General features: G+C 55.5%; 18 protein-coding genes. 15 read left to right on the top strand and 3 right to left on the bottom strand.

All coding sequences use genetic code 11. The annotated features are described in order from the left end of the window. The first annotated feature begins 77 nt into the window (after positions 1 to 77). The 3 genes from Q1A43_RS15440 to Q1A43_RS15430 all read left to right on the top strand — a co-directional run bounded on the left by Q1A43_RS15440 (position 78) and on the right by Q1A43_RS15430 (position 2,886). A complete protein-coding gene (locus tag Q1A43_RS15440; RefSeq protein ID WP_299936627.1) occupies positions 78 to 1,022 on the top strand; it encodes an NAD(P)-dependent oxidoreductase in 945 nt (314 codons plus the stop codon). Between the two features lie 70 nt (positions 1,023 to 1,092). Further along, the gene (locus Q1A43_RS15435) at positions 1,093 to 2,337 is read left to right on the top strand and encodes a cytochrome P450 (protein ID WP_299936625.1); all 1,245 of its coding nucleotides are present in this window, start codon (positions 1,093 to 1,095) and stop codon (positions 2,335 to 2,337) included. A gap of 72 nt (positions 2,338 to 2,409) precedes the next feature. Beyond that, complete coding sequence (locus tag Q1A43_RS15430; RefSeq protein ID WP_299936624.1) at positions 2,410 to 2,886, top strand: hypothetical protein; 477 nt, start codon at positions 2,410 to 2,412, stop codon at positions 2,884 to 2,886. 84 nt (positions 2,887 to 2,970) lie between these two features. On the opposite strand, the gene Q1A43_RS15425 is transcribed toward Q1A43_RS15430, so the two are convergent. Genes Q1A43_RS15425 through Q1A43_RS15415 form a run of 3 tightly spaced genes read right to left on the bottom strand, consistent with a single transcriptional unit; the run spans position 2,971 to position 5,718 of the window. Then, the gene (locus tag Q1A43_RS15425; protein ID WP_299928997.1) at positions 2,971 to 3,525 is read right to left on the bottom strand and encodes a hypothetical protein; all 555 of its coding nucleotides are present in this window, start codon (positions 3,523 to 3,525) and stop codon (positions 2,971 to 2,973) included. A 13-nt stretch (positions 3,526 to 3,538) separates the two neighbouring features. Next, positions 3,539 to 4,069 (bottom strand): TadE family protein, encoded by a 531-nt coding sequence (locus tag Q1A43_RS15420; protein WP_299936622.1) that lies wholly within the window; start codon positions 4,067 to 4,069, stop codon positions 3,539 to 3,541. Continuing rightward, on the bottom strand, positions 4,066 to 5,718 hold the full coding sequence (locus Q1A43_RS15415; protein ID WP_299936620.1) for a TadE/TadG family type IV pilus assembly protein: 1,653 nt from the start codon (positions 5,716 to 5,718) through the stop codon (positions 4,066 to 4,068). Before Q1A43_RS15415 ends, Q1A43_RS15420 begins: the two co-directional genes overlap by 4 nt. A gap of 339 nt (positions 5,719 to 6,057) precedes the next feature. On the opposite strand from Q1A43_RS15415, the gene Q1A43_RS15410 reads away from it, so the two are divergent. The 12 genes from Q1A43_RS15410 to rpoD all read left to right on the top strand — a co-directional run bounded on the left by Q1A43_RS15410 (position 6,058) and on the right by rpoD (position 21,101). After that, positions 6,058 to 7,494 (top strand): Glu/Leu/Phe/Val dehydrogenase, encoded by a 1,437-nt coding sequence (locus Q1A43_RS15410; RefSeq protein WP_299928988.1) that lies wholly within the window; start codon positions 6,058 to 6,060, stop codon positions 7,492 to 7,494. A 724-nt stretch (positions 7,495 to 8,218) separates the two neighbouring features. Further along, a complete protein-coding gene (locus Q1A43_RS15405) occupies positions 8,219 to 9,820 on the top strand; it encodes a VWA domain-containing protein (protein WP_299936618.1) in 1,602 nt (533 codons plus the stop codon). Further along, the gene (locus Q1A43_RS15400; protein WP_299928984.1) at positions 9,820 to 10,356 is read left to right on the top strand and encodes a TadE/TadG family type IV pilus assembly protein; all 537 of its coding nucleotides are present in this window, start codon (positions 9,820 to 9,822) and stop codon (positions 10,354 to 10,356) included. Before Q1A43_RS15405 ends, Q1A43_RS15400 begins: the two co-directional genes overlap by 1 nt. Positions 10,357 to 10,361: 5 nt before the next feature. Continuing rightward, complete coding sequence (locus tag Q1A43_RS15395; protein WP_299928982.1) at positions 10,362 to 10,919, top strand: hypothetical protein; 558 nt, start codon at positions 10,362 to 10,364, stop codon at positions 10,917 to 10,919. Positions 10,920 to 11,024: 105 nt separating this feature from the next. After that, on the top strand, positions 11,025 to 12,278 hold the full coding sequence (locus Q1A43_RS15390; RefSeq protein WP_299936616.1) for a sarcosine oxidase subunit beta family protein: 1,254 nt from the start codon (positions 11,025 to 11,027) through the stop codon (positions 12,276 to 12,278). A 13-nt stretch (positions 12,279 to 12,291) separates the two neighbouring features. After that, positions 12,292 to 12,798 (top strand): hypothetical protein, encoded by a 507-nt coding sequence (locus tag Q1A43_RS15385; RefSeq protein ID WP_299936614.1) that lies wholly within the window; start codon positions 12,292 to 12,294, stop codon positions 12,796 to 12,798. Between the two features lie 6 nt (positions 12,799 to 12,804). Then, positions 12,805 to 13,071, top strand: a complete 267-nt coding sequence (locus tag Q1A43_RS15380; protein ID WP_299936612.1) for a sarcosine oxidase subunit delta — start codon at positions 12,805 to 12,807, stop codon at positions 13,069 to 13,071. Then, positions 13,061 to 15,997, top strand: coding sequence for a sarcosine oxidase subunit alpha family protein (locus Q1A43_RS15375; protein WP_299936609.1), 2,937 nt, complete (start codon positions 13,061 to 13,063; stop codon positions 15,995 to 15,997). The genes Q1A43_RS15380 and Q1A43_RS15375 overlap by 11 nt, the downstream gene beginning before the upstream one ends. Continuing rightward, positions 15,990 to 16,544: a sarcosine oxidase subunit gamma gene (locus tag Q1A43_RS15370; protein WP_299936607.1), complete on the top strand. Its 555-nt coding sequence runs from the start codon at positions 15,990 to 15,992 to the stop codon at positions 16,542 to 16,544. Before Q1A43_RS15375 ends, Q1A43_RS15370 begins: the two co-directional genes overlap by 8 nt. 41 nt (positions 16,545 to 16,585) lie before the next feature. After that, complete coding sequence (locus tag Q1A43_RS15365) at positions 16,586 to 16,867, top strand: hypothetical protein (RefSeq protein ID WP_299936605.1); 282 nt, start codon at positions 16,586 to 16,588, stop codon at positions 16,865 to 16,867. 152 nt (positions 16,868 to 17,019) lie between these two features. Then, positions 17,020 to 18,996 carry a DNA primase gene (dnaG, locus tag Q1A43_RS15360; protein WP_299936602.1) on the top strand — a complete coding sequence of 659 codons (1,977 nt, stop codon included), beginning with the start codon at positions 17,020 to 17,022 and terminating at the stop codon, positions 18,994 to 18,996. A 116-nt stretch (positions 18,997 to 19,112) separates the two neighbouring features. Beyond that, positions 19,113 to 21,101 carry an RNA polymerase sigma factor RpoD gene (gene rpoD / locus Q1A43_RS15355; protein WP_299928960.1) on the top strand — a complete coding sequence of 663 codons (1,989 nt, stop codon included), beginning with the start codon at positions 19,113 to 19,115 and terminating at the stop codon, positions 21,099 to 21,101. Positions 21,102 to 21,103: the final 2 nt, after the last annotated feature.

The raw sequence follows: 21,103 nt of genomic DNA, 5'->3' as shown, positions 1-21,103 counted from the left end.
GACAAACCTTTTGTCGCAAACAGACCCGACAGCCGCTCTCGCCCAAACGCAAAGTGTTTTAAAATCAGGAGATAAGCATGAAAACTGGGTTCATTGGGCTAGGGGCCGTCGGCGGGAAGTTGGCTGGCAACTTATTGAACAACGGCGTGGGTTTGACCGTGCACGATCTCGACGCCTCAAGGGTCGCTGAGTTTGTCGCCAAAGGGGCCACTGCGGGCGAGTCCGCTGCGCAGATGATGCGCGAATGCGATGTTGTCATCACCTCATTACCAAGCCCTGCGGCGTCAAATGCGGTGCTTACCGAAATGCTGCCGGAAATGCGTTCTGGCAAGACATGGGTCGAGATGTCGACCACAGATCCGGCCTTGATTGTTGAACAATCAGAACGGGTTGCGCAGACAGGTGCCACCTGTGTTGAGGCTCCGGTGTCTGGCGGATGCCACCGCGCAGCGACCGGGAATATCTCGATCTTTGCGGGTGGGGAGCGTGCGGGGTTTGAAACCGTTTTGCCCTTGCTGACCATTCTGGGGCGCAATGTCTTGCACACAGGCGAGATTGGCAGCGCCTCACAGCTCAAGGTCATGACCAATTATTTGGCCACCGCCAACCTGCTCACCCTATGCGAAGCTCTAACAACAATGAAAGCCGCTGGGTTGGATATGGCAACCACCTACGAAGCGATCCGGATCAGCTCTGGCAACAGCTTTGTGCATGAGACCGAAAGTCAGTTGATCCTATCCGGCTCACGCGATGTCGATTTCGCCATGGACCTTGTGCAAAAAGACATTGGCCTGTTTCAGGAATTGGCCGAAACCCACAACGTTCCTTTGGAAATATCCCCACAAATCATAGCCTTGATCAAAGACGGGCAGGACCGATATGGCCAGAGCGCACAATCGGATCGCATGATTGAACGGTTGGAAGAGGCAACCGGCCTAAGCGTTCGGGCAGACGGGTTTCCGACGGAGTTGGTCGACGATGAACCACCTGCGCGAGGCACGGAAGTGGTCATCAAACGCTAGATTGGGGCTTGAGAGGCAAGGCCACTTCTCCGTAAGGTCGCCATCTTGAAGCCAAGCAAGGGGCCTTGCCATGACACAGGTAGATTCACGGGCGACTTTCGTTTTTGACCCGCTATCAGCGGCGTTTGCCGACGATCCCTATGCGATCTATCGCACCATGCGCCAGATGGATGCCCCTTATTTTTATGAGGATGTCGACAGTTGGATGTTGACCAAAATGACTGATGTCGAGGCTGTGGCCTCGGATCGGGCCATGGTGCGTAGCCTTGATGATGTGATGAGCGAGGACGAGCGCAAAGAGGCGCAGCGCAAGATCAACTGGCATGACATGCCACATCACGAACGCTTTGTTCAAACCAACCTTCTGGAAAGCGAAGGCGCGGTGCATCATCGCCTGCGGACATTGGTGTTCCGGGAATTCACCCGCGGCATGATCGCTCGCCAACGCGACGCGATCCAAACCTTTGTTGATGGTAAACTGGATGCTTTGTCTGATCGGCAAGAATTTGATTTCATCGAGGATTTCGCTGCGCATGTGCCGGGGCATATCATCGGACGTTTGCTTGGCGTACCGGATGAACATTGCCCACAATTGCGGATTTGGTCCGAGAATGTGGTTCGGTTTTTCGACGTAGGTCGGGACGATAACGACAAGGCGATAGCCGAACAGGCAACAAAGGAATTCTACCTGTTTTTGCTGGATTTGGTCGCCGAACGCCGCAAAAAACCGCAAGACGATTTGCTAACCCAGTTGATGACCCATCATGATGCGGGCCGTTTGTCAGAAGACGAATTGATCGCCACGGCAATGCTGATTTTGATGGCGGGGCATGGCTCGACCATCGATGTTTTGGGGTCGGGCATGCACGCGCTTTTGAAATACCCCGATCAGCACCAAAAGCTACGTGACACCCCGGAATTGATCGGCAGCGCGGTGCAAGAGATGTTCCGATTTGATGCGCCCTTGCCCTATTTCCATCGTATCGCGACCCGCGATTGCACGGTCGGCGGGCAAGACTTTGAGGCAGGCACGCGTTTCGGGTTGCTTTATGGGGCGGCAAACCGCGACCCGGCGCGCTTTGACAATCCGGATCAATTTGACATCACACGGGCCCCCAACCGGCACATCGCCTTTGGACGCGGCGCGCATTTGTGCCTTGGTAACCATCTGGCAGCGCTGGACATGGATGTTATTTTTTCGACGTTAAACCGGCGCTTTAGCAAGATTGAGCTGACGGCGGATCACGTGGACTACAAACGCGGGCTGTCGGTTCGCGGGCCTAAATCGCTCCGGATCGCGGTGACAGCGGCCTAAGCGCGCCGCAAACCGGGCTTTTCCCTGCGGCGTTTTGCGCGTATTGGCGAGACTAGAGAACAGGGGACAGACATGAGCGACACGGAATTGGCACGTATCAAAGCGTCGGCGTCACGACGGGTGATCGGAGCAGGGGCCATGATCGGGCTAGGGGCGTTGATGTTGTATCTTGCCTTTGCCGCTCCGCCAGAAAACCCACTTTGGCTGATCTTTTTGATCGGTTGTGGTCTCTTTGCGCTTTGGGTGTCCCAGATGCTCTGGCAAGCAACGTCGCGCGAAATCATTCTAACCGAAGACGAGCTGATCGACAGCGAAGGTGACGTTCTTGCCCGGATTGATCAGATCGCAAAGGTCGATCGCGGTGCTTTTGCAATGAAACCCTCAAACGGTTTTATCATCTTTCTCAAGGAGCCGATGCCGCGCGCTTGGCATCCTGGCCTGTGGTGGCGTTTGGGCAAACGGGTTGCGATTGGTGGTGTGACCTCGGGGGCGGAAACGAAACCCGTTGCCGACATCATCACGCTGCGCATAACCAAGCTTGACCAATAAACGCAAGTTGGCCACGCCCGTCGCCGGGCGCGGCCTAAGGTCGGGATCCCGCTGGGGGGCTAATGAATCCCAATCCGGTATGGTTTAGCTGTTTGAGAACACGACCTGTGGCGCGTAACGCGGGCGGGTAAAGCTATAGGTGTGGATTTCAAAATCGCTTAGACCGACGTCAAAGATCGGTTCGTGCAGGTCCCAGGTTTCAACCATAATCAACTGATCGCCACCGCTTGCAACAGGCAGTTTGTCGGCATAGGCGGTTAGGCTTCCGTTGTTCAGAACCGATTGATTGCCACGCTTTTTCGACCAAACGACGCTCCAAGACGCGGCATTTGCATCATATTGAACGACGGTCACACGCAGATCGCTTTCGTTACCCGACCCTTTGGTCAGTTCGCGCAGAAGCTTGCGGGCGTTGGTGACATATGTCCCGCTGATCGGATCGGTCTCGCGTGAGATCATGTCGCCGATAACATAGTTGGCTTTTTGGCTAACGCTTTGTTGGCGGAAGGCGTCAAAGTAGACCCAGCCAGCGCCGAACAACCAAAGCAAAACCGGGAGAACGATCATCGCTTCGATGGTGATGTAGCCTTGGGTGTCATCAGAAAAGCGGCGGAAGCGGGATTGGAACAGAGCAAACATAACGGTCCCTTCCTTATGATGGTTCGTGAACAAAGGCCGAGCTGACAACAAGGGCGGTATACCCTTCGGCGTCTTTGGCCAGGCTGGAACTGATCGTGCCGGCAGGCGTGATCGGCTGGTATTTGAAGCAAGCGCGCAGCAGCATCATCTCGTTCGAGTTGCCGTTTGTGAACGACCGGTTCGGTGTCACAGCGGCGGTGGTGTCGACGCAGTCGGCGGCATTGATGACACCGCTCCAGTCGCGCATATCAAGGGAGACCATCTCAAGATGAAGCCGATCCATACAGCTTGGAAGAACGGCCGCCCCGTCACAAATGGATTGCTTGATGGCCGAATGATCGCTGACGGAACCGAGACGAATGTCACGGACGGTATCATCAAGGGCCCTTTCCAGCGCGGTTTGGCGAATGGTCACGGTGCCAAGTTCGATGGACGACAGGATCAAGATGAGAAAGAGCGGTGTCCATAGGGCGAAGGGGACGACAACACTGCCCTCTTCTTGGGTGCGAAACCGGGCCAGTTGGGAACGAAGGGTACTGATCATTGGGTCAACCTCAGCATTTGGAGGGAACGGGCAATCGAGGAAAAGGTGTCGTTCAGGTCGTCGCCGGAAACGTCAAAGTAGTGGGCAACTGACGAGGCGCAATCTTGCATCGCATCCAGACCGGCCTGGGGTGCTTCGACGCCGATGGCATAAACAACAACCCCGTTGTCGCGCGCCGATTCACAGACCGTAGATAGGTTTGTATCCGCCTGAGAGCCGTTCACGGTCGCCTGATACCCATAGTAGGCGTTGGCGTAGTCGTCATAGGTTAGGAAGCCGTCAACATATGCTGGGTAGTAAAACTCCGATGCAACCGCAGCGATGCTAAAGCGCGAATACAATTCGGCGTTTGTCATCTGATAGGGTTCGACGCCATTGCTTATTGCGGAGCTTTCCGGGCGGTTTTGATACTTCATCGCATAACCTTGGCCAGAGTTGCCTAGCCAATAGTACACATCGCTATCATCTCCGGCGTTGTCTTGCACACGAAACGCGAAGCGGTCATCGTTGAGTGTGTTCGTACCACGCGTATCAACCCAAACTTCGGACATGCCGAATTTGAACTCTGGTTTCAGGTCATACTGAGTAGTGTTCTGGCCGTCGGTCATGACAACCACAAATTTGAGCGTTTCGCTATCCGCATAGGCGGCCGGGCGGCTTGAATGTTCGGGGGCAACAAATCCGGCAACCGACAGGGCCTGAACCGCGGGGCGGGCCGCCGGATCCAATAGGGCCGCGCCCCATTTCATGCCTAGGTCAATCGCGGTGTTGCCACCTGCGTTCAGCGTATCGATATGCGCTTTGAGCACATCTGCATCGGAACTATGGGCGATAACCGCACTTGTTTGACCCGTCGCACACCATGGCTTGGCAATTTCACCGCCACTGGTCGAGGAGTTATAGGGGTCAAAGTGCCCCAACCGACCCAGTTCAGTTGATGGGTCAACCGCTGTGCTGGTGAAGTCGTTGGTTTCAAAGGTGGCACAGCTTGAATAGTCGTGCACGTCATCCAAGGTGAAATATTGGGATACGGTATCACCTAGGTTTACGGTCGCATTATAAGGAATAACCGAAATCGACACCATGTCCGAGCCATCCGCCGGTAGCATCAGGTCAACAAACCCCTTGGCGGCGTCGCGCAGTTGCACGATCTTGTTGCCCCCCATCGAACCGGACACATCCAGCACCAGAGAGATTTCGATCTTGGTCAAACCATGTTCCGCTGTCGCGCTGCCCGAGGCTTGGAGGGTGTCAACGCCAAGCAAACTCATGAAATTCGAGGGCATGGTCGCGTTGCCATCCGCCGTCACACGTTTGTAGTTCAAGCTCTGATCTACGGACACACCGCTAAGCGCATCCGACATGTTCATGGCGCGAAAGTATTCCTGAACCACGAACTCCGGGTCCATGGTGTTGTCCATGTTGGCGGCGGCAAGAACGGCACGGTCCAAGGTGTTTTGCACCTTGTTGCGCTTTAGCTCGGCGTGGATCATGTCGATCCCGATGCCGCCAAAGACCATCATAATGAGGGCCCCGGTGACGGCGACATAAGACATGGCACCATCGTCATCGTGCCGGAAACGGCCAAAAAGGTTGCTGGTCGACGACTTAAGCGCGCCGGGCGTCTTTATCTTCGAAATGATCCGCATCCTGTACCTTTCTTCCGGGACGTCCCGGGATATCACTCATGCTGTACGCGTTGGTTGCCTTATTTATGGTTGAGTATGATGGCCAAATTTGGGCGTTTTGAATGGCAATTTCGAAGATTTTTATATAAAAAACAAAACATTAACCTGTTTTTGGGGCGTTTTGTTTCCACGCCACAGACAATCGGGGGGGATCTAGGGGGAAATCGCGCCTCAATTCGGGCGAAAAAACGATGCCAAAAAAAGATTGTGGCGTTAACGTGATTCTCATTGACCTGTTTCTAGGGTGACACGAACTGGCCCGTGCTGCGGCCTGTGTGCATTTTATCTGGGAGGGCTACGATGTCCGCTGCACCTATGAATGAACCTACGTTCCGTGAATCCGTTGACCTTATGTACAACCGGGCTGTGTCCCTAATGGACTTGCCACCCGGCCTCGAGGAGAAGATCAGGGTTTGCAACGCCACATATATGGTGCGCTTCGGTGTGCGCCTGCGCGGGCAAATCCAAACATTTGTTGGATATCGATCAGTCCATTCGGAACATATGGAACCGGTCAAAGGCGGTATTCGCTTTGCCTCGGCGGTGGATCAGGACGAGGTTGAGGCGCTTGCGGCGCTGATGACATATAAATGTGCCTTGGTCGAAGCCCCTTTTGGCGGATCAAAAGGCGGGCTTTGTCTAGACCCGCGTCAATATGATGTTCATGAGCTGGAACAGATCACCCGTCGTTTTGCTTATGAGTTGGCGAAACGTGACTTGATCAATCCTTCGCAAAACGTGCCGGCCCCGGATATGGGAACTGGCGAACGTGAGATGGCTTGGATTGCGGATCAATATGCCCGCATGAACACAACAGATATCAACGCCCGTGCTTGTGTGACGGGCAAACCGCTTAATGCTGGTGGTATTTCTGGTCGGGTCGAGGCGACAGGCCGCGGCGTTCAATACGCTCTTCGTGAATTCTTTCGCCATGAAGAAGACAAGGCCAAGGCCGGTTTGTCGGGAACGTTGGAAGGTAAGCGCGTCATTGTCCAGGGGCTTGGGAATGTGGGCTACCACGCTGCGAAATTCCTCCAAGAAGAAGATGGATCTCGTATCACCGGGATTATCGAGCATGATGGCGCTTTGTTTAGTTCTGATGGGTTGGACGTTGAGAAAGTCCGTCAATGGATCGTCAAACATGGTGGCGTAACTGGATTTCCAGATGCCAATCACACCGCCGAGGGCGGTGCCGTAATGGAAGAGGATTGCGATATTCTAATCCCCGCAGCGTTGGAAGGGGTGATTAACCTGTCCAATGCGGATCGCATCAAGGCGAATTTGATTATCGAAGCCGCCAACGGCCCGGTGACCGCCGGAGCGGACGATATATTGCGTGACAAGGGTGTTGTGATCATCCCGGATATGTATGCCAACGCCGGCGGTGTGACCGTGTCCTATTTTGAATGGGTCAAGAACCTGAGCCACATTCGGTTTGGTCGCATGCAGCGCCGTCAGGAAGAGGCGCGCCATCAATTGGTGATTGATGAACTCGCGCGGCTTGATAATGCCATGGGTGATGCTTGGTCCCTCAATCCCAAATTCAAGGAAAAGTACCTGCAAGGCGCTGATGAGCTTGAGCTGGTGCGGTCGGGCTTGGATGACACCATGCGGATTGCCTATCAATCCATGCGCGAAGTTTGGCATGGCCGCGAGGATGTGTCTGACTTGCGCACGGCGGCCTATATCGTCGCAATTGAGAAAGTTGCCAAAAGCTATCAGGCTAAAGGTCTGTGATCTTTTAAAGCTCAAAGGGGCGCAAAGTGCCCCTTTGGTTTACAAAGTGTTTTTATCCAATTGTGGATACACGCCCCTTTTTCGCCACAATTTCGGTCCGCTTTGTAACCGAATGCCTAATTAATCCTAAAACCTGAAACCGCATGCCGTCCCAAGGTTTGCGGAACAAGGGATTAGGACCATGCCACGCGAAAGTCACAGGACGCAGGTTTTCCACGGGGGGGAAGATCTTGGTGCTCAGGCTTTTTCAGTAACCGCGAACATGTCCGGCTGTGAGGTCAGCCTGGATACAATTGGTTTCGTTCGCGCGCCCAATACTAAAAAGCCCCCTTTACGGGGGCGCGCGGTTTTTTCGGCGGTCCGAAGGGATGTGATCCGAAAGCCCACCCCCCTAAAATCAAAGAATGACAGCGACACAATCGCGGGTTGCGACAGCTTCCGGCCACCTTTTCAGGAGGAGCGGCCCCGCTTGTTGAACCTATCTCAACCAGCGACACCCAATGAGTTGACGCAATTTGGAAGTACGTCATGTGGAAATACCCTTAATACGGTAATTTCACCCTCTCAAGTCGCTAAAAAAGGCAATTCCCTGCAATTTCCTAAGGTTTTGACCTCTAAATGGTGCCGCTTTGGACAGGAACGCGCCCCAATTCTGTCCAAAACCGGCGTTAATCATTTGTTTAGACCTCGGAAGGACTCCGGGGAGAGTGAAGGAGAGAACGCCATGTCTAGCACAAGCGCGATCATAAAAAGCTTCTCTAAGCAGGAAGATGGCAACGTCACCATTTTCTCTGTGTTCATGCTGGTGCTGATCCTCACGATCACAGGTGCCTCGGTGGACATCATGCGTTTTGAAGCGACCCGTGCCAAAATGCAGGGTACACTCGACCGTGCCGTGCTTGCTGCGGCCGATCTTGATCAAGAACAAGACCCTGTCGCCGTTGTTAATGATTATATGGCCAAAGCGGGCCTCGAAGATGTGTTGTCTGATGTCCAAGTGGATCAAGGCATGAACTACAGAACCGTTACCGCCACTGGTAGCGTCGATCTGGATACCATCTTTTTGCACATGTCCGGTTTTGATACGTTGACCGCACCGGGCCACGCCGTCGCCGAAGAAAAGATTTCGAACGTCGAAATTTCGATGGTTTTGGATATCTCCGGGTCCATGGGGGGCAGCCGCATTGAGAACATGCGCGACGCCGCCAAGGAGTTCGTCGATACCGTCATCCAAGAAAATTCGGACAGCGGCCTGACCACAATTTCATTGGTTCCTTATAACGCGACCGTCAACCTTGGCAGCACGCTATCGAACTATTGGACCTTGTCCGGTCTGCATTCCTATTCGAATTGCGGCACCTTCCCGGCCACCGCCTTTGACAGCACAGCTATCGATCCGTCTGTTGAAATTGAGCGTCTGGGCCATTTTGACCGCTATTCGACCAACGAAAGCAGCAGCGCGATTTCTAGCCCATGGTGTAAAACTGGCGATCAAGGCGCGATGATGGTGCACAGCTCAAACAAGACGACGCTGAAGTCACACATCGACAGCCTCAGCGCCGGTGGTAACACCGCGATTGATCTGGGGATGAAATGGGGTGTTGCCCTGTTGGACCCTGCTACACAACCTGCCGTCGCTGCCATGGCCGTTGATGATCTGGTTGTTGACGAAGCCGCCGATCGTCCAGCGACCTTTGACGACCCAGAAGCCATCAAGTTTGTTGTGGTCATGACCGACGGTGAAAACACAACCCAGTATGACCTGAAATCGCACCGCAAATACGGCCTTTCGGACATCTGGATTGACGACCGTGGAACTTCGAGCACCAGCGATGACCGGTTCTCACTCCGTGTTCAAAACCACTCGGGTACCAACAACGACGTCTATTTCTGGCACCGTGAGCGCAATGATAGCTGGAATGATCGCTATCGTAGCACCCCGGACGGCGGTTCAAACGCCCGCCAGATGACCAACGTCGAGCTGTTCGCCCGCTTTGGCACCAAGGCCGTTGCCAAGAAGATGTACACCAAACCGTACTATGATGGCTGGGTTTCGCAGAACACTTACTACGATGTCTACTATGCTTCCGAAGCCATCGTGAACGGATCTGCAGCCGACGAACGCCTGGCAGACATCTGCCACGCCGCAAAAGAAGAGGGCATCGTTGTCTTTGCCATTGGTTTTGAAGCCCCAGAGGGTGGTCAAACAGCCATGAAAAACTGCGCGTCCTCCCTGTCTCACTACTTTGACGTTGAAGGTGTTGAAATCACTGAAACCTTCCACGCCATTGCCCGTCAAATCAATAGCCTGAGGTTGATCCAATGATGTCACATATCACTCAGTTCACCCGGCGCTTCCAGAAGGAAGAAGACGGTAACGCAACGGTCGAATTTGCAGTCTACTTCACTGTATTCTTCCTGATCCTCGCCGCCTCTGTCGAAATCGCCTATATCAACCTTCGGCATGCCATGCTGGAACGAGGTGTTGATCTAGCGACCCGAGACATCCGCCTTAGCACCGGACACATCCCAAGCTACGAAGAGGTGCGGACCAAGATTTGCGAAGAGGCAACCATTTTGGATGCGTGTTCTTCCAACCTGCGTCTGGAAATGGTTTCGGTTGATCCGCGTGCCTTTAACGCCGCCGCGCCGACCGACACAGATTGTCAGAACGCCGTCGAAGATCCGCGCCCGGTGCGCAGCTTTGAACACGGTCAGGACAACCAGCTGATGCTGATCCGCGCCTGTCTGAAGTACAAACCGATGATGCCGACCACCGCCATTGGTAAAGAACTCAATTTGGATGAATACGGCTATGCGCAATTGATTGTGACATCGTCCTTTGTCCAGGAGCCGAGGTAACCGCCATGTTGAATTCGATCCTGACCCGCTTCAAGGCGTTTGCCCAAGACGAACAAGGCAACGTTGCGATTGAAACCGTGTTGTTCGTCCCCTTGATGCTCACCATTCTGGCCGCGACCTTTTCGTTTCATGATGCGTTTCGCTACAAAAGCCTGAACGTTAAAGCCGCCTATACCATTTCGGATGCGATCTCTCGGGAGACTGATCCAATCGATAACGAATATCTCGATGGGATGGTTGAGCTTCTTGAGTATCTGACCCGGTCCGAAGGCCCTTATTCGTTGCGTGTTACTCTGGTGCGTTACAATGCGAAAAAGAGCAAATACGTCTCGGAATGGTCCAAGACACGTGGCGATTTTGACCGCTTGAAAACTTGGCAATTGCGCTCGATGGAGGAACGCCTTCCGACCCTGTTGCACAACGAACGCGTAATTTTAGTGGAAACCGCCACCGATTATGTGCCGCCGTTTGAGGTTCCGGGCCTGAACGAAGAAGGTCTGTTCTACAACTACGGGTTCACTCGGCCACGCTTTGCCCCGAAAATTGTCTGGACAGACAGCTAATCGCGACACAACCGGTCGCATTCGGGCAAGGCGCAGACGATTTACCGCATTGATACTGTTAGGCAGGGCTGGTTCACTGGCCCTGCTTTTACGTGGGGTAGGGCGATGCGCTTTTCAGGGCTGCGGATTTTGAAAGAGGGGCTGACCGGCAACAAAGGCTGGTCACCACATTGGCGTAATCCCGACCCCAAGACAGAATATGACATCGTGATTATCGGTGGCGGTGGGCACGGCTTGTCGACCGCCTATTACCTTGCCAAGGAACACGGGCTCACCAATATCGCGGTTCTGGAACGCGGGTATCTTGGTGGCGGCAATATTGGCCGCAATACAACGATTGTACGTGCCAACTATTACCTGCCCGGCAATTCCGAGTTTTACAGCCATTCGCTAAAGCTTTGGGAAGGGCTTGAACAAGAGCTTAACTACAACGTCATGCATTCGCAGCGTGGCATCATCAATTTGTTCCATTCTGATGGTCAACGTGATGCCGCCGTGCGGCGCGGAAATGCGATGCAAAATCAAGGGGATGATGCGCATCTCTTGGGGCGGGATGAGCTTAGAAAAATGCTGCCCTTTTTGAATTTCGACACGGCGCGTTTTCCGATCTATGGCGGTTTGTATCATCCGCGCGGGGGTACGGCCCGCCACGATGCCGTCGCATGGGGCTATGCGCGCGGGGCCGACCAACGCGGTGTTGATTTGATCCAAAACTGCGAGGTCACCGGCATCGATACGACAAACGGTCAGGTCACCGGCGTGCAAACCACGCGCGGGCCGATCCGCGCCAAAAAGGTGGCGATGGTTGCGGCAGGGCGATCTTCGCAGGTGGCGCAAATGGCCGGGCTGCGACTCCCGATCGAAAGCCATATTCTTCAGGCCTATGTCACCGAAGGGCTCAAGCCAATCATCGACAATGTCGTGACCTTTGGCATGAGCCATTTCTATATTTCGCAATCCGACAAGGGCGGTTTGGTCTTTGGTGGTGATCTGGATTTCTATGCTTCTTATGCGGCGCGGGGCAACTTGCCGGGCAAGGAACAGGTGATGGAAGCGGCCATGACCCTGATGCCGGCCATTGGCAAGGCGCGGGTGCTGCGCAGCTGGGGCGGGATTATGGATATGTCGCCTGATGGCTCGCCGATCATTGATCACACGCCGATCGGCGGCCTCTATCTCAATACAGGCTGGTGTTATGGCGGCTTCAAAGCGGTGCCTGCGTCGGGGTTTGCCCTTGCGCATTTGATCGCCACGGATCGCCCCCATGCAAGTGCGGAAAAATTACGACTGGACCGGTTTGAAACCGGCATCGGTTTGATGGACGAAGAAGGAACGGGCGCGCAACACAACCTCCACTAGGGAAGGAAAAACTATGCGTAACTTTTCAAAGCTTATGTCGATGGCCTTGGCCGGGGCGCTCGCCATGTTCGCAGGAACGGCGCAGGCCAACGAAATTCGGCCCGGTTGTTATGAGCGGTTTTATTCATCGGGCCATTTGGCAACCCATCCAGATCAGCATGTCGCGGCGGTGCGGATGAAGGTGGGTGAATGGGCCACCAATGTTTCGCGTGCAACGTCGATCGAAGTGGTTTTGGCCAATCAGGGCCGTGTCGCCGGAAGCCGGTATGCCGGGCGCACCCTGTCTCAGTTTATGTTTTGTGGGACGGAAAGCCGCTGGGACACATGCGTTGTGGAATGTGACGGCGGGTCGCTTCAGGTGACCAAGCAAACCAACAGCACCATGACCTTTCGCACGAAATACCTTTTGGTGGGCGAGGTTGCAGATTGTGGCGGGTCCGTCGATTTGGCTGAGATTCCGGGCCGCTGGGTGAGTTACAAGCTCAACCGCGTGTCGGATGCCGCCTGCAATGGAATGTGAGGTGACATGAGACTAACCTGTCCGAATTGCGGGGATCGCGATAGTCGCGAGTTCACTTATAAAGGGGCCGCGTCGATGTTGGATCGCCCGGCACCGGATGCCGGGGCCGCGATCTGGCACGCTTATTTGCACCTTCGCGACAATCCCGCCGGACAGGTTGAGGACCTTTGGTATCATGGCGGCGGGTGTGGCGCTTGGCTCATCGTGACCCGCGATACCATCACGCATGACGTTCAGGCCGTGCAACTGGCGGAGGCGCGAAATGCGGGTTAATGGCAAGGGCCGGATAGATCGCAACAGACCAATATCGTTTCGGTTTGACGGTCATGCCCATGTTGGGTTTGCGGGCGATACCCTTGCCTCGGCCTTGATGGGCGGCGGTGTTCGGTTGCTGGGACGTAGTTTCAAATACCACCGCCCTCGTGGGGCTATGACCGCCGGATCCGAAGAACCCAATGCGCTTGTCACGATGCGAAATGGCGCGCGGCGTGACCCCAATATCCGGGCGACGGTGCAAGAGCTTTATGACGGATTGGACGCCCAGAGCCAGAACCGTTGGCCGTCTTTGGGATTTGATGTTCTGGGCCTAAATGACCTTGCCGCGCCGTTTTTCGGAGCGGGTTTTTACTACAAGACCTTCATGTGGCCCAAGGCGTTTTGGGAAAAACTTTACGAACCTGTCATCCGCCGCGCCGCTGGCCTTGGGGCGCTATCCGGCGAGCCACCGGTTGAAGCGTACGAAAAGGCCTTTGCCTTTTGTGATGCTCTGATTATCGGCGGCGGACCCGCGGGCCTTATGGCGGCGTTGACCGCTGGCCGCAGTGGCGCGCGGGTCATTCTTTGCGAAGAAGATCGCGAATTTGGCGGGCGGCTTTTGTCTGAGGTCGAAGAGATCGACGGGCAACCCGCCGATGATTGGGCGGCCGGGGCGGTGGCCGAATTGCGCACGATGGACAATGTGCGGCTTCTACCGCGATGTGCGGTGACCGGGGCCTATGATCAAGGGACCTATGGCGCGCTTGAGCGGGTCGCGCATCATGTCGGTGATCCCAAAGGGGCCCCGATGGAATGCTTTTGGCGTATCCATGCCAAGCGGGCCATTCTTTGTGCCGGGGCGTTGGAACGTCATGTCGGTTTTCAGAATAATGACAAACCCGGCATCATGATGGCCGGGGCGATGCGTAGCTATCTTAACCGATGGGGCGTTGTGCCGGGCAAGGCCTTGGCCGTGTTCGGCAATAACGATGACGCCCATCGCACCGCACGCGATTTGACCAAGGCCGGTCTGCATGTGGCGGCTCTTATCGATAGCCGCGCGGATGCGCCGAACTTGGCCGGGGATGTGCCCTATTTTCCGGGCGCGCAGGTGTCGCGCGCCTATGGGCGTTTGGGGCTGGAGGCCATTCAAATTCTCCGCCCCGACGGATCGCAGTTTCGCATGCAGGTTCAGGGGTTGGCGGTTTCGGGCGGGTGGAACCCGTCGTTGCACCTAAGCTGTCACATGAACACGCGGCCGATTTGGAACGACACGATAGCAAGCTTTGTTCCCACCAATGACGCGGTGCCCGGCATGTCCGTGGCGGGTGCGGCCAAAGGAACGTTTTCCACCGCGGGGTGTTTGACGGACGGGGCACAGGCCGGGCTGGAGGCTCTCCGCGATCTTGGGTTTTCGGTGCAGAGTCCGGAGGTACCAGAGGCCGAAGATGCACCGTATCGCATTCGTCGGTTGTGGACGGTGCCCGGCAAGGGGCGCGCGTGGCTCGATTTTCAGAACGATGTGACGGTTAAGGATGTCAAACAGGCAGCCCAAGAGAACTTTCGCTCTGTTGAACATATGAAGCGTTACACGACCCAAGGTATGGCCCCGGATCAGGGTAAAAGTTCAAATGTTTTGGCCTTAGCTGTTTTGGCCGATGCCACCGGGCGTGATATTCCAGACACCGGAACCACAACCTTTCGCCCGCCCTTTACTCCGGTTTCGATTGCCGCGATTGGGGCGGGATCACAGGGCAAAGGATACGCACCTGAACGGTTCACAACCTCGCATCAGGCCAGCGAAGTGGCCGGCGCGCCAATGATCGAGGCCGGGCTTTGGTATCGCCCGAGCTATGTGCCGGTTGAGGGTGAAAAGACGTGGCGACAAAGCTGTGATCGCGAAGTGCGCATGGTACGCGAGCATGTTGGTATTTGCGATGTCTCGACCCTTGGCAAGATTGAGCTTCAGGGGCCAGATGTCGGGCAATTCCTTGATTTTGTGTATGCAAACACCTTTAGCACGCTCAAATCGGGGCGGGTGCGCTATGGTTTGATGCTACGCGAAGATGGGTTTGTTTTGGATGACGGCACCTGTGCGCGGCTTGACGTCAACCGCTGGCTGATGACGACAACAACCGCGGCGGCGGGGCAGGTGATGCAACATCTTGATTGGGTGCATCAGGCGTTTTGCTCCGGTTTGAAAATGCGCTTTGCATCGGTGACCGAGCAATGGGCGCAGTTTGCGGTGGCGGGACCAGAGTCACGGGAGCTTTTGAACGGGTTGTTGGATGTGCCCATTGATGATGCGCAATGCGGGTATATGCAATGTGTGCCGGTGACCGTTGGTGGTGTGAAAGCGCGGCTTTTTCGGATCTCGTTTTCCGGTGAGCACGCCTATGAAATCGCCGTGCCTGCCCGGTTTGGGACCAGCTTGTTTGAAGAGCTTGTTGCGCGTGCCAAGACGCTGGGCGGAGGGGCTTATGGTATGGAAGCCTTGAACGTTCTGCGGATCGAAAAGGGGTTTGTTACCCACGCGGAAATCAACGGCACGGCCACGGCGGATGATTTGGGATACGGGCGTATGGTGTCGGCCAAAAAGGATTGTATTGGCAAGGTCATGTCGCGCCGTCCGGGGCTAAGCGGGCCGGAACGAGCGCAGTTGGTTGGCTTGCGGCCAACCGCGGCAATCAAAGAGATGCCAGCCGGTGCGCATTTGTTTGAGGCGCAGAGCGCCGCCACGCGGGAGAATGATTTGGGCTATGTCACGTCAACCTGCTATTCGCCAACCTTGGGTGAGGTTCGGGCCTTGGCCTTGTTGCAAAATGGCCGGGCGCGCCATGGCGAGATGATCAAATTGGTCGATCATTTGCGCGGGGTTGAGACCCTATGCGAGGTCACCGATCCGGTTGCGTTTGATCCTGAGGGAGGGCGGCTTCGTGGTTGACTTGCGCGCGATATCACCGTTGCAGGGGCAGGACGCGGTTGAGATGCCGGGGGTGACGATTTGTGAAGTGCCGACGCGCTTGATCACCTTGATTGCCCCTTTTGCCGGACAAGATGGAGCACTTGCGGAGGCAATGGAGGCGCAGTTTGGTTTTGGGTTTCCGAAGCCGGGGGAGGTGTTGGGCGAGGGTTCATTGCAGTGCCGATGGTTTGGGCATCGTCAGGCGATTTTGATCGGGGCGACGGAGCCCGAGTCGATGCAGGAGGTTGCCATGATTACCGATCAAAGTGACGGATGGGTGGCTGTGCAGGTGTGCGGGGCGCATGCGGAGCAAGTTTTGGCACGAGTGATCCCGGTTGACTTGGCGGAAGTTGCGTTTCCAAAGAATTCAACGGCGCGGACGGTTTGCGGTCATATGATGATTTCTGTGACACGGATGGGTGAAGATCGCTTTGAAATCATGGGGTTTCGGTCAATGGCGCAGAGTCTAGTGCATGAGATTGGGCAAGCGGCGGGCTTGGTTGCTGCGCGCGCTGGTCTGCCTTAAGTTAGGTCGACACCATCACCATGGATTCACAAAGGCGAGGAATGACAATGCGTGTTTTGCTGGCGGCGCTGATTTGCGCGGCACCAATGGTTTCTGCACAAGAGGCTGTGAAGCCCGATTGCGAGGCGCAGGCCGCTTTGGTCATGGACGTGGTGAATGGACGTATTGATGGGGTGCGCAAGGGCAAAGCGCGCCGGACGCTGAGCAAAGGTCTGGACCGGACGGCGGCGGATATGCTGGCGGAATGGGTGTATACGTTGCCCGAAGACCAATTGACCGACGAGATTGGCACCACTTGGAAGGCGCAGTGCGACGCCCTTTAGATAAAACGCTGTTACATTATGCGCCTTGCGGCGCGCATGAGACCTCACCGCCCGGCAATGCCGGGCGTTTCGAGTTGGTGCCAGTGGCGGTCTAGCGCCAAAGGCATCTGCTAGCCCTTGAGGCACCCAATGGAATCGAGATACTAAACCTCATGAGTCTGCCCCCTGGATTTTTGGATGAACTGCGCAATCGCACCAGCTTGGCCCAAGTGGCCGGGCGGAAATTGATGTGGGATGCGCGCAAATCCAATCAAGGCAAGGGCGATCTATGGGCACCGTGCCCGTTTCATCATGAAAAGACCGCATCCTTTCATGTCGATGATCGCAAAGGATATTATTACTGCTTTGGGTGTCACGCCAAGGGGGATGCGATCTCGTTTGTGCGCGAGACTGAGAATGTTTCGTTTATGGAAGCCATTGAGATTTTGGCGACCGAGGCCGGTTTGGAAATGCCCAAGGCCGATCCGAAGGCCAAGGAAAAAGCCGACCGGCGTACCATCCTGAGCGATGTGATGGAGCAAGCCGTGCAATTCTTCCGACTTCAGCTTAAGGCCGGGGCAGGGGGAGAGGCGCGGGCTTACCTAGATAAACGGGGTCTAAGCCTTGAGACTCGCGATCGGTTTGAGATTGGCTTTGCCCCTGCGGGTTGGGAAAACCTGCGCGAACATCTTAAGGCCAAGGGAATTGCTCCGGACCTGATGTTGGCCTGTGGGTTGGTTAAGAAGTCCGACAAGGGGCGCGAGCCTTATGATGTGTTTCGTAACCGGATTATGTTTCCGATCCGCGATGCACGTGGCAAGGCGATTGCCTTTGGCGGCCGGGCGATGGACCCGAATGACAATGCCAAATACCTAAACAGCCCGGAAACGGAACTGTTTGATAAGTCACGAAATCTCTACAATATGCGCCCGGCGCGCGAGGCGTCTGGACGCGGACAGCCTTTGGTGGTTGCCGAAGGGTATATGGACGTGATTGCCTTATCCGAAGCTGGGTTTGGGGCCTGTGTTGCCCCCTTGGGGACGGCGGTAACAGAACCGCAAATGCAGCTCATGTGGCGCATGTCGCCTGAGCCGCTGATTGCGTTGGACGGGGACAAGGCCGGGCTGCGTGCCGCCTATCGGGTGATCGATCTGGCTTTGCCCTTGCTTGAAGCGGGCAAAGGTCTGCGCTTTGCGATCATGCCCGAGGGCAAAGACCCCGATGACCTTGTGCGGTCGGGTGGCCCGGAGGCGGTGCAAAAGGTGCTGGATGAGGCCATGCCGATGGTGCGTCTGCTGTGGCAGAATGAGACCGAGGGCAAGGTGTTTGACAGCCCCGAGCGCAAGGCCACGCTCGACAAACAATTGCGCGCCCGAATTGCCAAAATCACCGACCCGCATTTGCGCCGCCACTATGGCGATGAAATCAAAGACCTGCGGTTTCAGTTGTTCCGCGCTGGGCGGTCGTCCGGGGGCGGTGGAAATCGCCCGCAGGGGCAGGGGAAATCCAACTGGTCGCCGCGCCGCGATTGGAAAGCGCCGCCGCCGCCAACCATTGGGGCCAAGAATTCGCTCTTGGTGGCGGCCGGTGATAATGCCGAGGCCTCGCTCAGAGAAACGGTCATTTTGGCGGCTATTCTGATGACGCCGGATTTGGCGCTAGAATTTGAAACCCAGCTGGAAATGATGCCCTGTCATGACCCCGATCACGCGCTTCTGCGAGATGTGATTTTGCGCAACATTGGCCATGAAAACGACATGAGACAACGCGCAGAAGAGGCAATTGGCCCTGAGACCCTTGAAACCATGCTTGCGGCGCGCCATGTGGCGGTTGTGCCCTGCATTCGCACCCCCGGCAACTCCGATATGGCCCGCATGACCGTGGCCGAAGAATTGGCCAAGATGGACGCGTTGCATGGATGGCATGCCGAACTGGCCGAAGCGCAAGAAGACCTAGAAGACCAAGCGGACGAAGCGCTGACGTGGCGTTTGGCTGAGGCCGCAAAAGTGCGCGCGCAAGCCGGGCGCCAAAGTGATGAAGAGAGTGCCGAATATGACGTTGGCCCGAACGGAGCCCCGATAGATCGAGAGGAACGCAGTGCTTTTGATTCGCTGCTTTCAACAATTCGATTCGACAAGGGCCGCGGTTAATGTCTTTTTGGTGAGGAAACGGTAAAGAAATAGGGGTAGACGGGTGTGCGAATCGCTTTATCGCGCTATTGATTCGCTTTAAACGAATCGCCCGCCTTTCCGATCAGGAGACTTTCATGGCCGCCAAGGACAACGATGACGCCAAATCTGAGCGCAATGAAGAGGACGCAAGCCTCGACATGAGCCAGGCTGCGGTCAAGAAAATGATCGCCGAAGCGCGTGAGCGTGGCTACATTACATACGACCAGCTTAACCAAGTTCTGCCACCTGATCAGGTCAGTTCGGATCAGATCGAAGACGTGATGTCGATGCTCTCTGAAATGGGTATTCAGATCACCGAAGACGATGAAGAGCCGGAAGAAGAAGACAAGGGCGCAACCGATCTGGTTGAGACCAAAAAACCCGGTGAAGTGACACTGGCGGCTGGCTCGGCTGAAAAGCTTGATCGCACCGATGATCCGGTTAGGATGTACCTGCGCGAAATGGGCTCGGTTGAGCTTTTGTCGCGTGAAGGTGAGATCGCGATTGCGAAACGCATAGAGGCCGGTCGCAACACGATGATTGCCGGGCTTTGCGAAAGCCCGCTGACCTTCCAAGCGATCACCATCTGGCGCGAAGAACTTCTGTCCGAAGACATTCTTCTGCGCGATGTGATTGACCTCGAAACCACCTTCTCCGGTCAAATGAACGAAGATGGTGAAGTCGAAGAGCCGGTTGTTGCACCCGCAGCGGGCGGCGAGGCGATCAAACCGAAAGAAGAGACCCAAGAGCTCGACGCCGATGGCAACCCGATTGCCAAAGACGACGACGATGATGACGACGACGAACAGGCCAACATGTCTTTGGCCGCGATGGAAACCGCGCTTAAGCCAACCGTGCTTGAAACGCTGGACCGCATCGCACAGGACTATGAAGAGCTTGCCGAGATGCAGGATAGCCGTATTTCGGCAACCCTGAACGAAGACAACAGCTTTGGCGCAGCTGATGAAGAGCGCTATCAAAAGCTGCGTGCCGAGATTGTTTTGTTGGTCAACGAATTGCACCTGCATAACAACCGGATCGAAGCGTTGATCGACCAGCTTTACGGCATCAACAAACGTATCATGTCCATCGACAGCGCCATGGTGAAGCTTGCCGACCAAGCCCGCATCAACCGTCGCGAATTTGTTGAAGAGTATCGCAACCACGAGCTTGACCCGAATTGGCTTGAGCGGATGGGTGAAAAATCTGGCCGTGGTTGGCAGATGTTCATCGAACGCTCGACCGACAAAGTCGAAGGGCTGCGTTCCGATATGGCGCAGGTCGGTCAATACGTTGGTCTCGATATTTCCGAATTCCGCCGCATCGTGCAGCAGGTTCAGAAAGGTGAGAAAGAGGCGCGTCAGGCCAAGAAAGAAATGGTTGAGGCAAACCTCCGTCTCGTTATTTCGATCGCCAAGAAATACACCAACCGTGGCCTGCAATTCCTGGATCTGATCCAGGAAGGGAACATTGGTCTGATGAAAGCGGTTGATAAGTTTGAATATCGCCGTGGTTACAAATTCTCGACCTATGCGACGTGGTGGATCCGTCAGGCGATCACCCGCTCGATTGCTGACCAAGCCCGCACCATCCGTATTCCGGTCCATATGATCGAAACGATCAACAAGCTGGTCCGGACCGGTCGCCAGATGTTGCACGAGATTGGTCGCGAGCCGACACCAGAGGAATTGGCCGAAAAGCTGCAAATGCCTTTGGAAAAGGTCCGCAAGGTGATGAAAATCGCCAAGGAGCCAATTTCGCTTGAGACGCCAATTGGCGACGAAGAAGACAGCCAGCTTGGTGATTTCATCGAGGACAAGAATGCCGTTCTGCCACTGGACAGCGCCATTCAGGAAAACCTCAAAGAAACCACAACGCGGGTTCTGTCCTCGCTCACACCGCGCGAAGAACGTGTTCTGCGGATGCGGTTTGGCATCGGTATGAACACCGACCACACGCTCGAAGAAGTTGGCCAGCAGTTCAGCGTTACACGTGAACGTATTCGTCAGATCGAAGCCAAAGCCCTGCGCAAGCTGAAGCACCCAAGCCGGTCGCGCAAATTGCGCAGCTTCTTGGATCAGTAAGC

This window comes from uncultured Pelagimonas sp., from assembly GCF_947498515.1.
In the GTDB taxonomy this organism is placed as follows: Bacteria; Pseudomonadota; Alphaproteobacteria; order Rhodobacterales; family Rhodobacteraceae; genus Pelagimonas.
Note: the sequence above shows the minus strand (reverse complement) of the source record. Positions and strands in the feature narration are given on the sequence as shown.

Excerpts from the sequence above, each read along its gene's own strand:
- Q1A43_RS15440 (WP_299936627.1), top strand. The coding sequence starts at position 78 with ATGAAAACTGGGTTCATTGGGCTAGGGGCCGTCGGCGGGAAGTTGGCT.
- Q1A43_RS15435 (WP_299936625.1), top strand. The coding sequence starts at position 1,093 with ATGACACAGGTAGATTCACGGGCGACTTTCGTTTTTGACCCGCTATCA.
- Q1A43_RS15430 (WP_299936624.1), top strand. The coding sequence starts at position 2,410 with ATGAGCGACACGGAATTGGCACGTATCAAAGCGTCGGCGTCACGACGG.
- Q1A43_RS15425 (WP_299928997.1), bottom strand. The coding sequence starts at position 3,525 with ATGTTTGCTCTGTTCCAATCCCGCTTCCGCCGCTTTTCTGATGACACC.
- Q1A43_RS15420 (WP_299936622.1), bottom strand. The coding sequence starts at position 4,069 with ATGATCAGTACCCTTCGTTCCCAACTGGCCCGGTTTCGCACCCAAGAA.
- Q1A43_RS15415 (WP_299936620.1), bottom strand. The coding sequence starts at position 5,718 with ATGCGGATCATTTCGAAGATAAAGACGCCCGGCGCGCTTAAGTCGTCG.
- Q1A43_RS15410 (WP_299928988.1), top strand. The coding sequence starts at position 6,058 with ATGTCCGCTGCACCTATGAATGAACCTACGTTCCGTGAATCCGTTGAC.
- Q1A43_RS15405 (WP_299936618.1), top strand. The coding sequence starts at position 8,219 with ATGTCTAGCACAAGCGCGATCATAAAAAGCTTCTCTAAGCAGGAAGAT.
- Q1A43_RS15400 (WP_299928984.1), top strand. The coding sequence starts at position 9,820 with ATGTCACATATCACTCAGTTCACCCGGCGCTTCCAGAAGGAAGAAGAC.
- Q1A43_RS15395 (WP_299928982.1), top strand. The coding sequence starts at position 10,362 with ATGTTGAATTCGATCCTGACCCGCTTCAAGGCGTTTGCCCAAGACGAA.
- Q1A43_RS15390 (WP_299936616.1), top strand. The coding sequence starts at position 11,025 with ATGCGCTTTTCAGGGCTGCGGATTTTGAAAGAGGGGCTGACCGGCAAC.
- Q1A43_RS15385 (WP_299936614.1), top strand. The coding sequence starts at position 12,292 with ATGCGTAACTTTTCAAAGCTTATGTCGATGGCCTTGGCCGGGGCGCTC.
- Q1A43_RS15380 (WP_299936612.1), top strand. The coding sequence starts at position 12,805 with ATGAGACTAACCTGTCCGAATTGCGGGGATCGCGATAGTCGCGAGTTC.
- Q1A43_RS15375 (WP_299936609.1), top strand. The coding sequence starts at position 13,061 with ATGCGGGTTAATGGCAAGGGCCGGATAGATCGCAACAGACCAATATCG.
- Q1A43_RS15365 (WP_299936605.1), top strand. The coding sequence starts at position 16,586 with ATGACAATGCGTGTTTTGCTGGCGGCGCTGATTTGCGCGGCACCAATG.
- dnaG (WP_299936602.1), top strand. The coding sequence starts at position 17,020 with ATGAGTCTGCCCCCTGGATTTTTGGATGAACTGCGCAATCGCACCAGC.
- rpoD (WP_299928960.1), top strand. The coding sequence starts at position 19,113 with ATGGCCGCCAAGGACAACGATGACGCCAAATCTGAGCGCAATGAAGAG.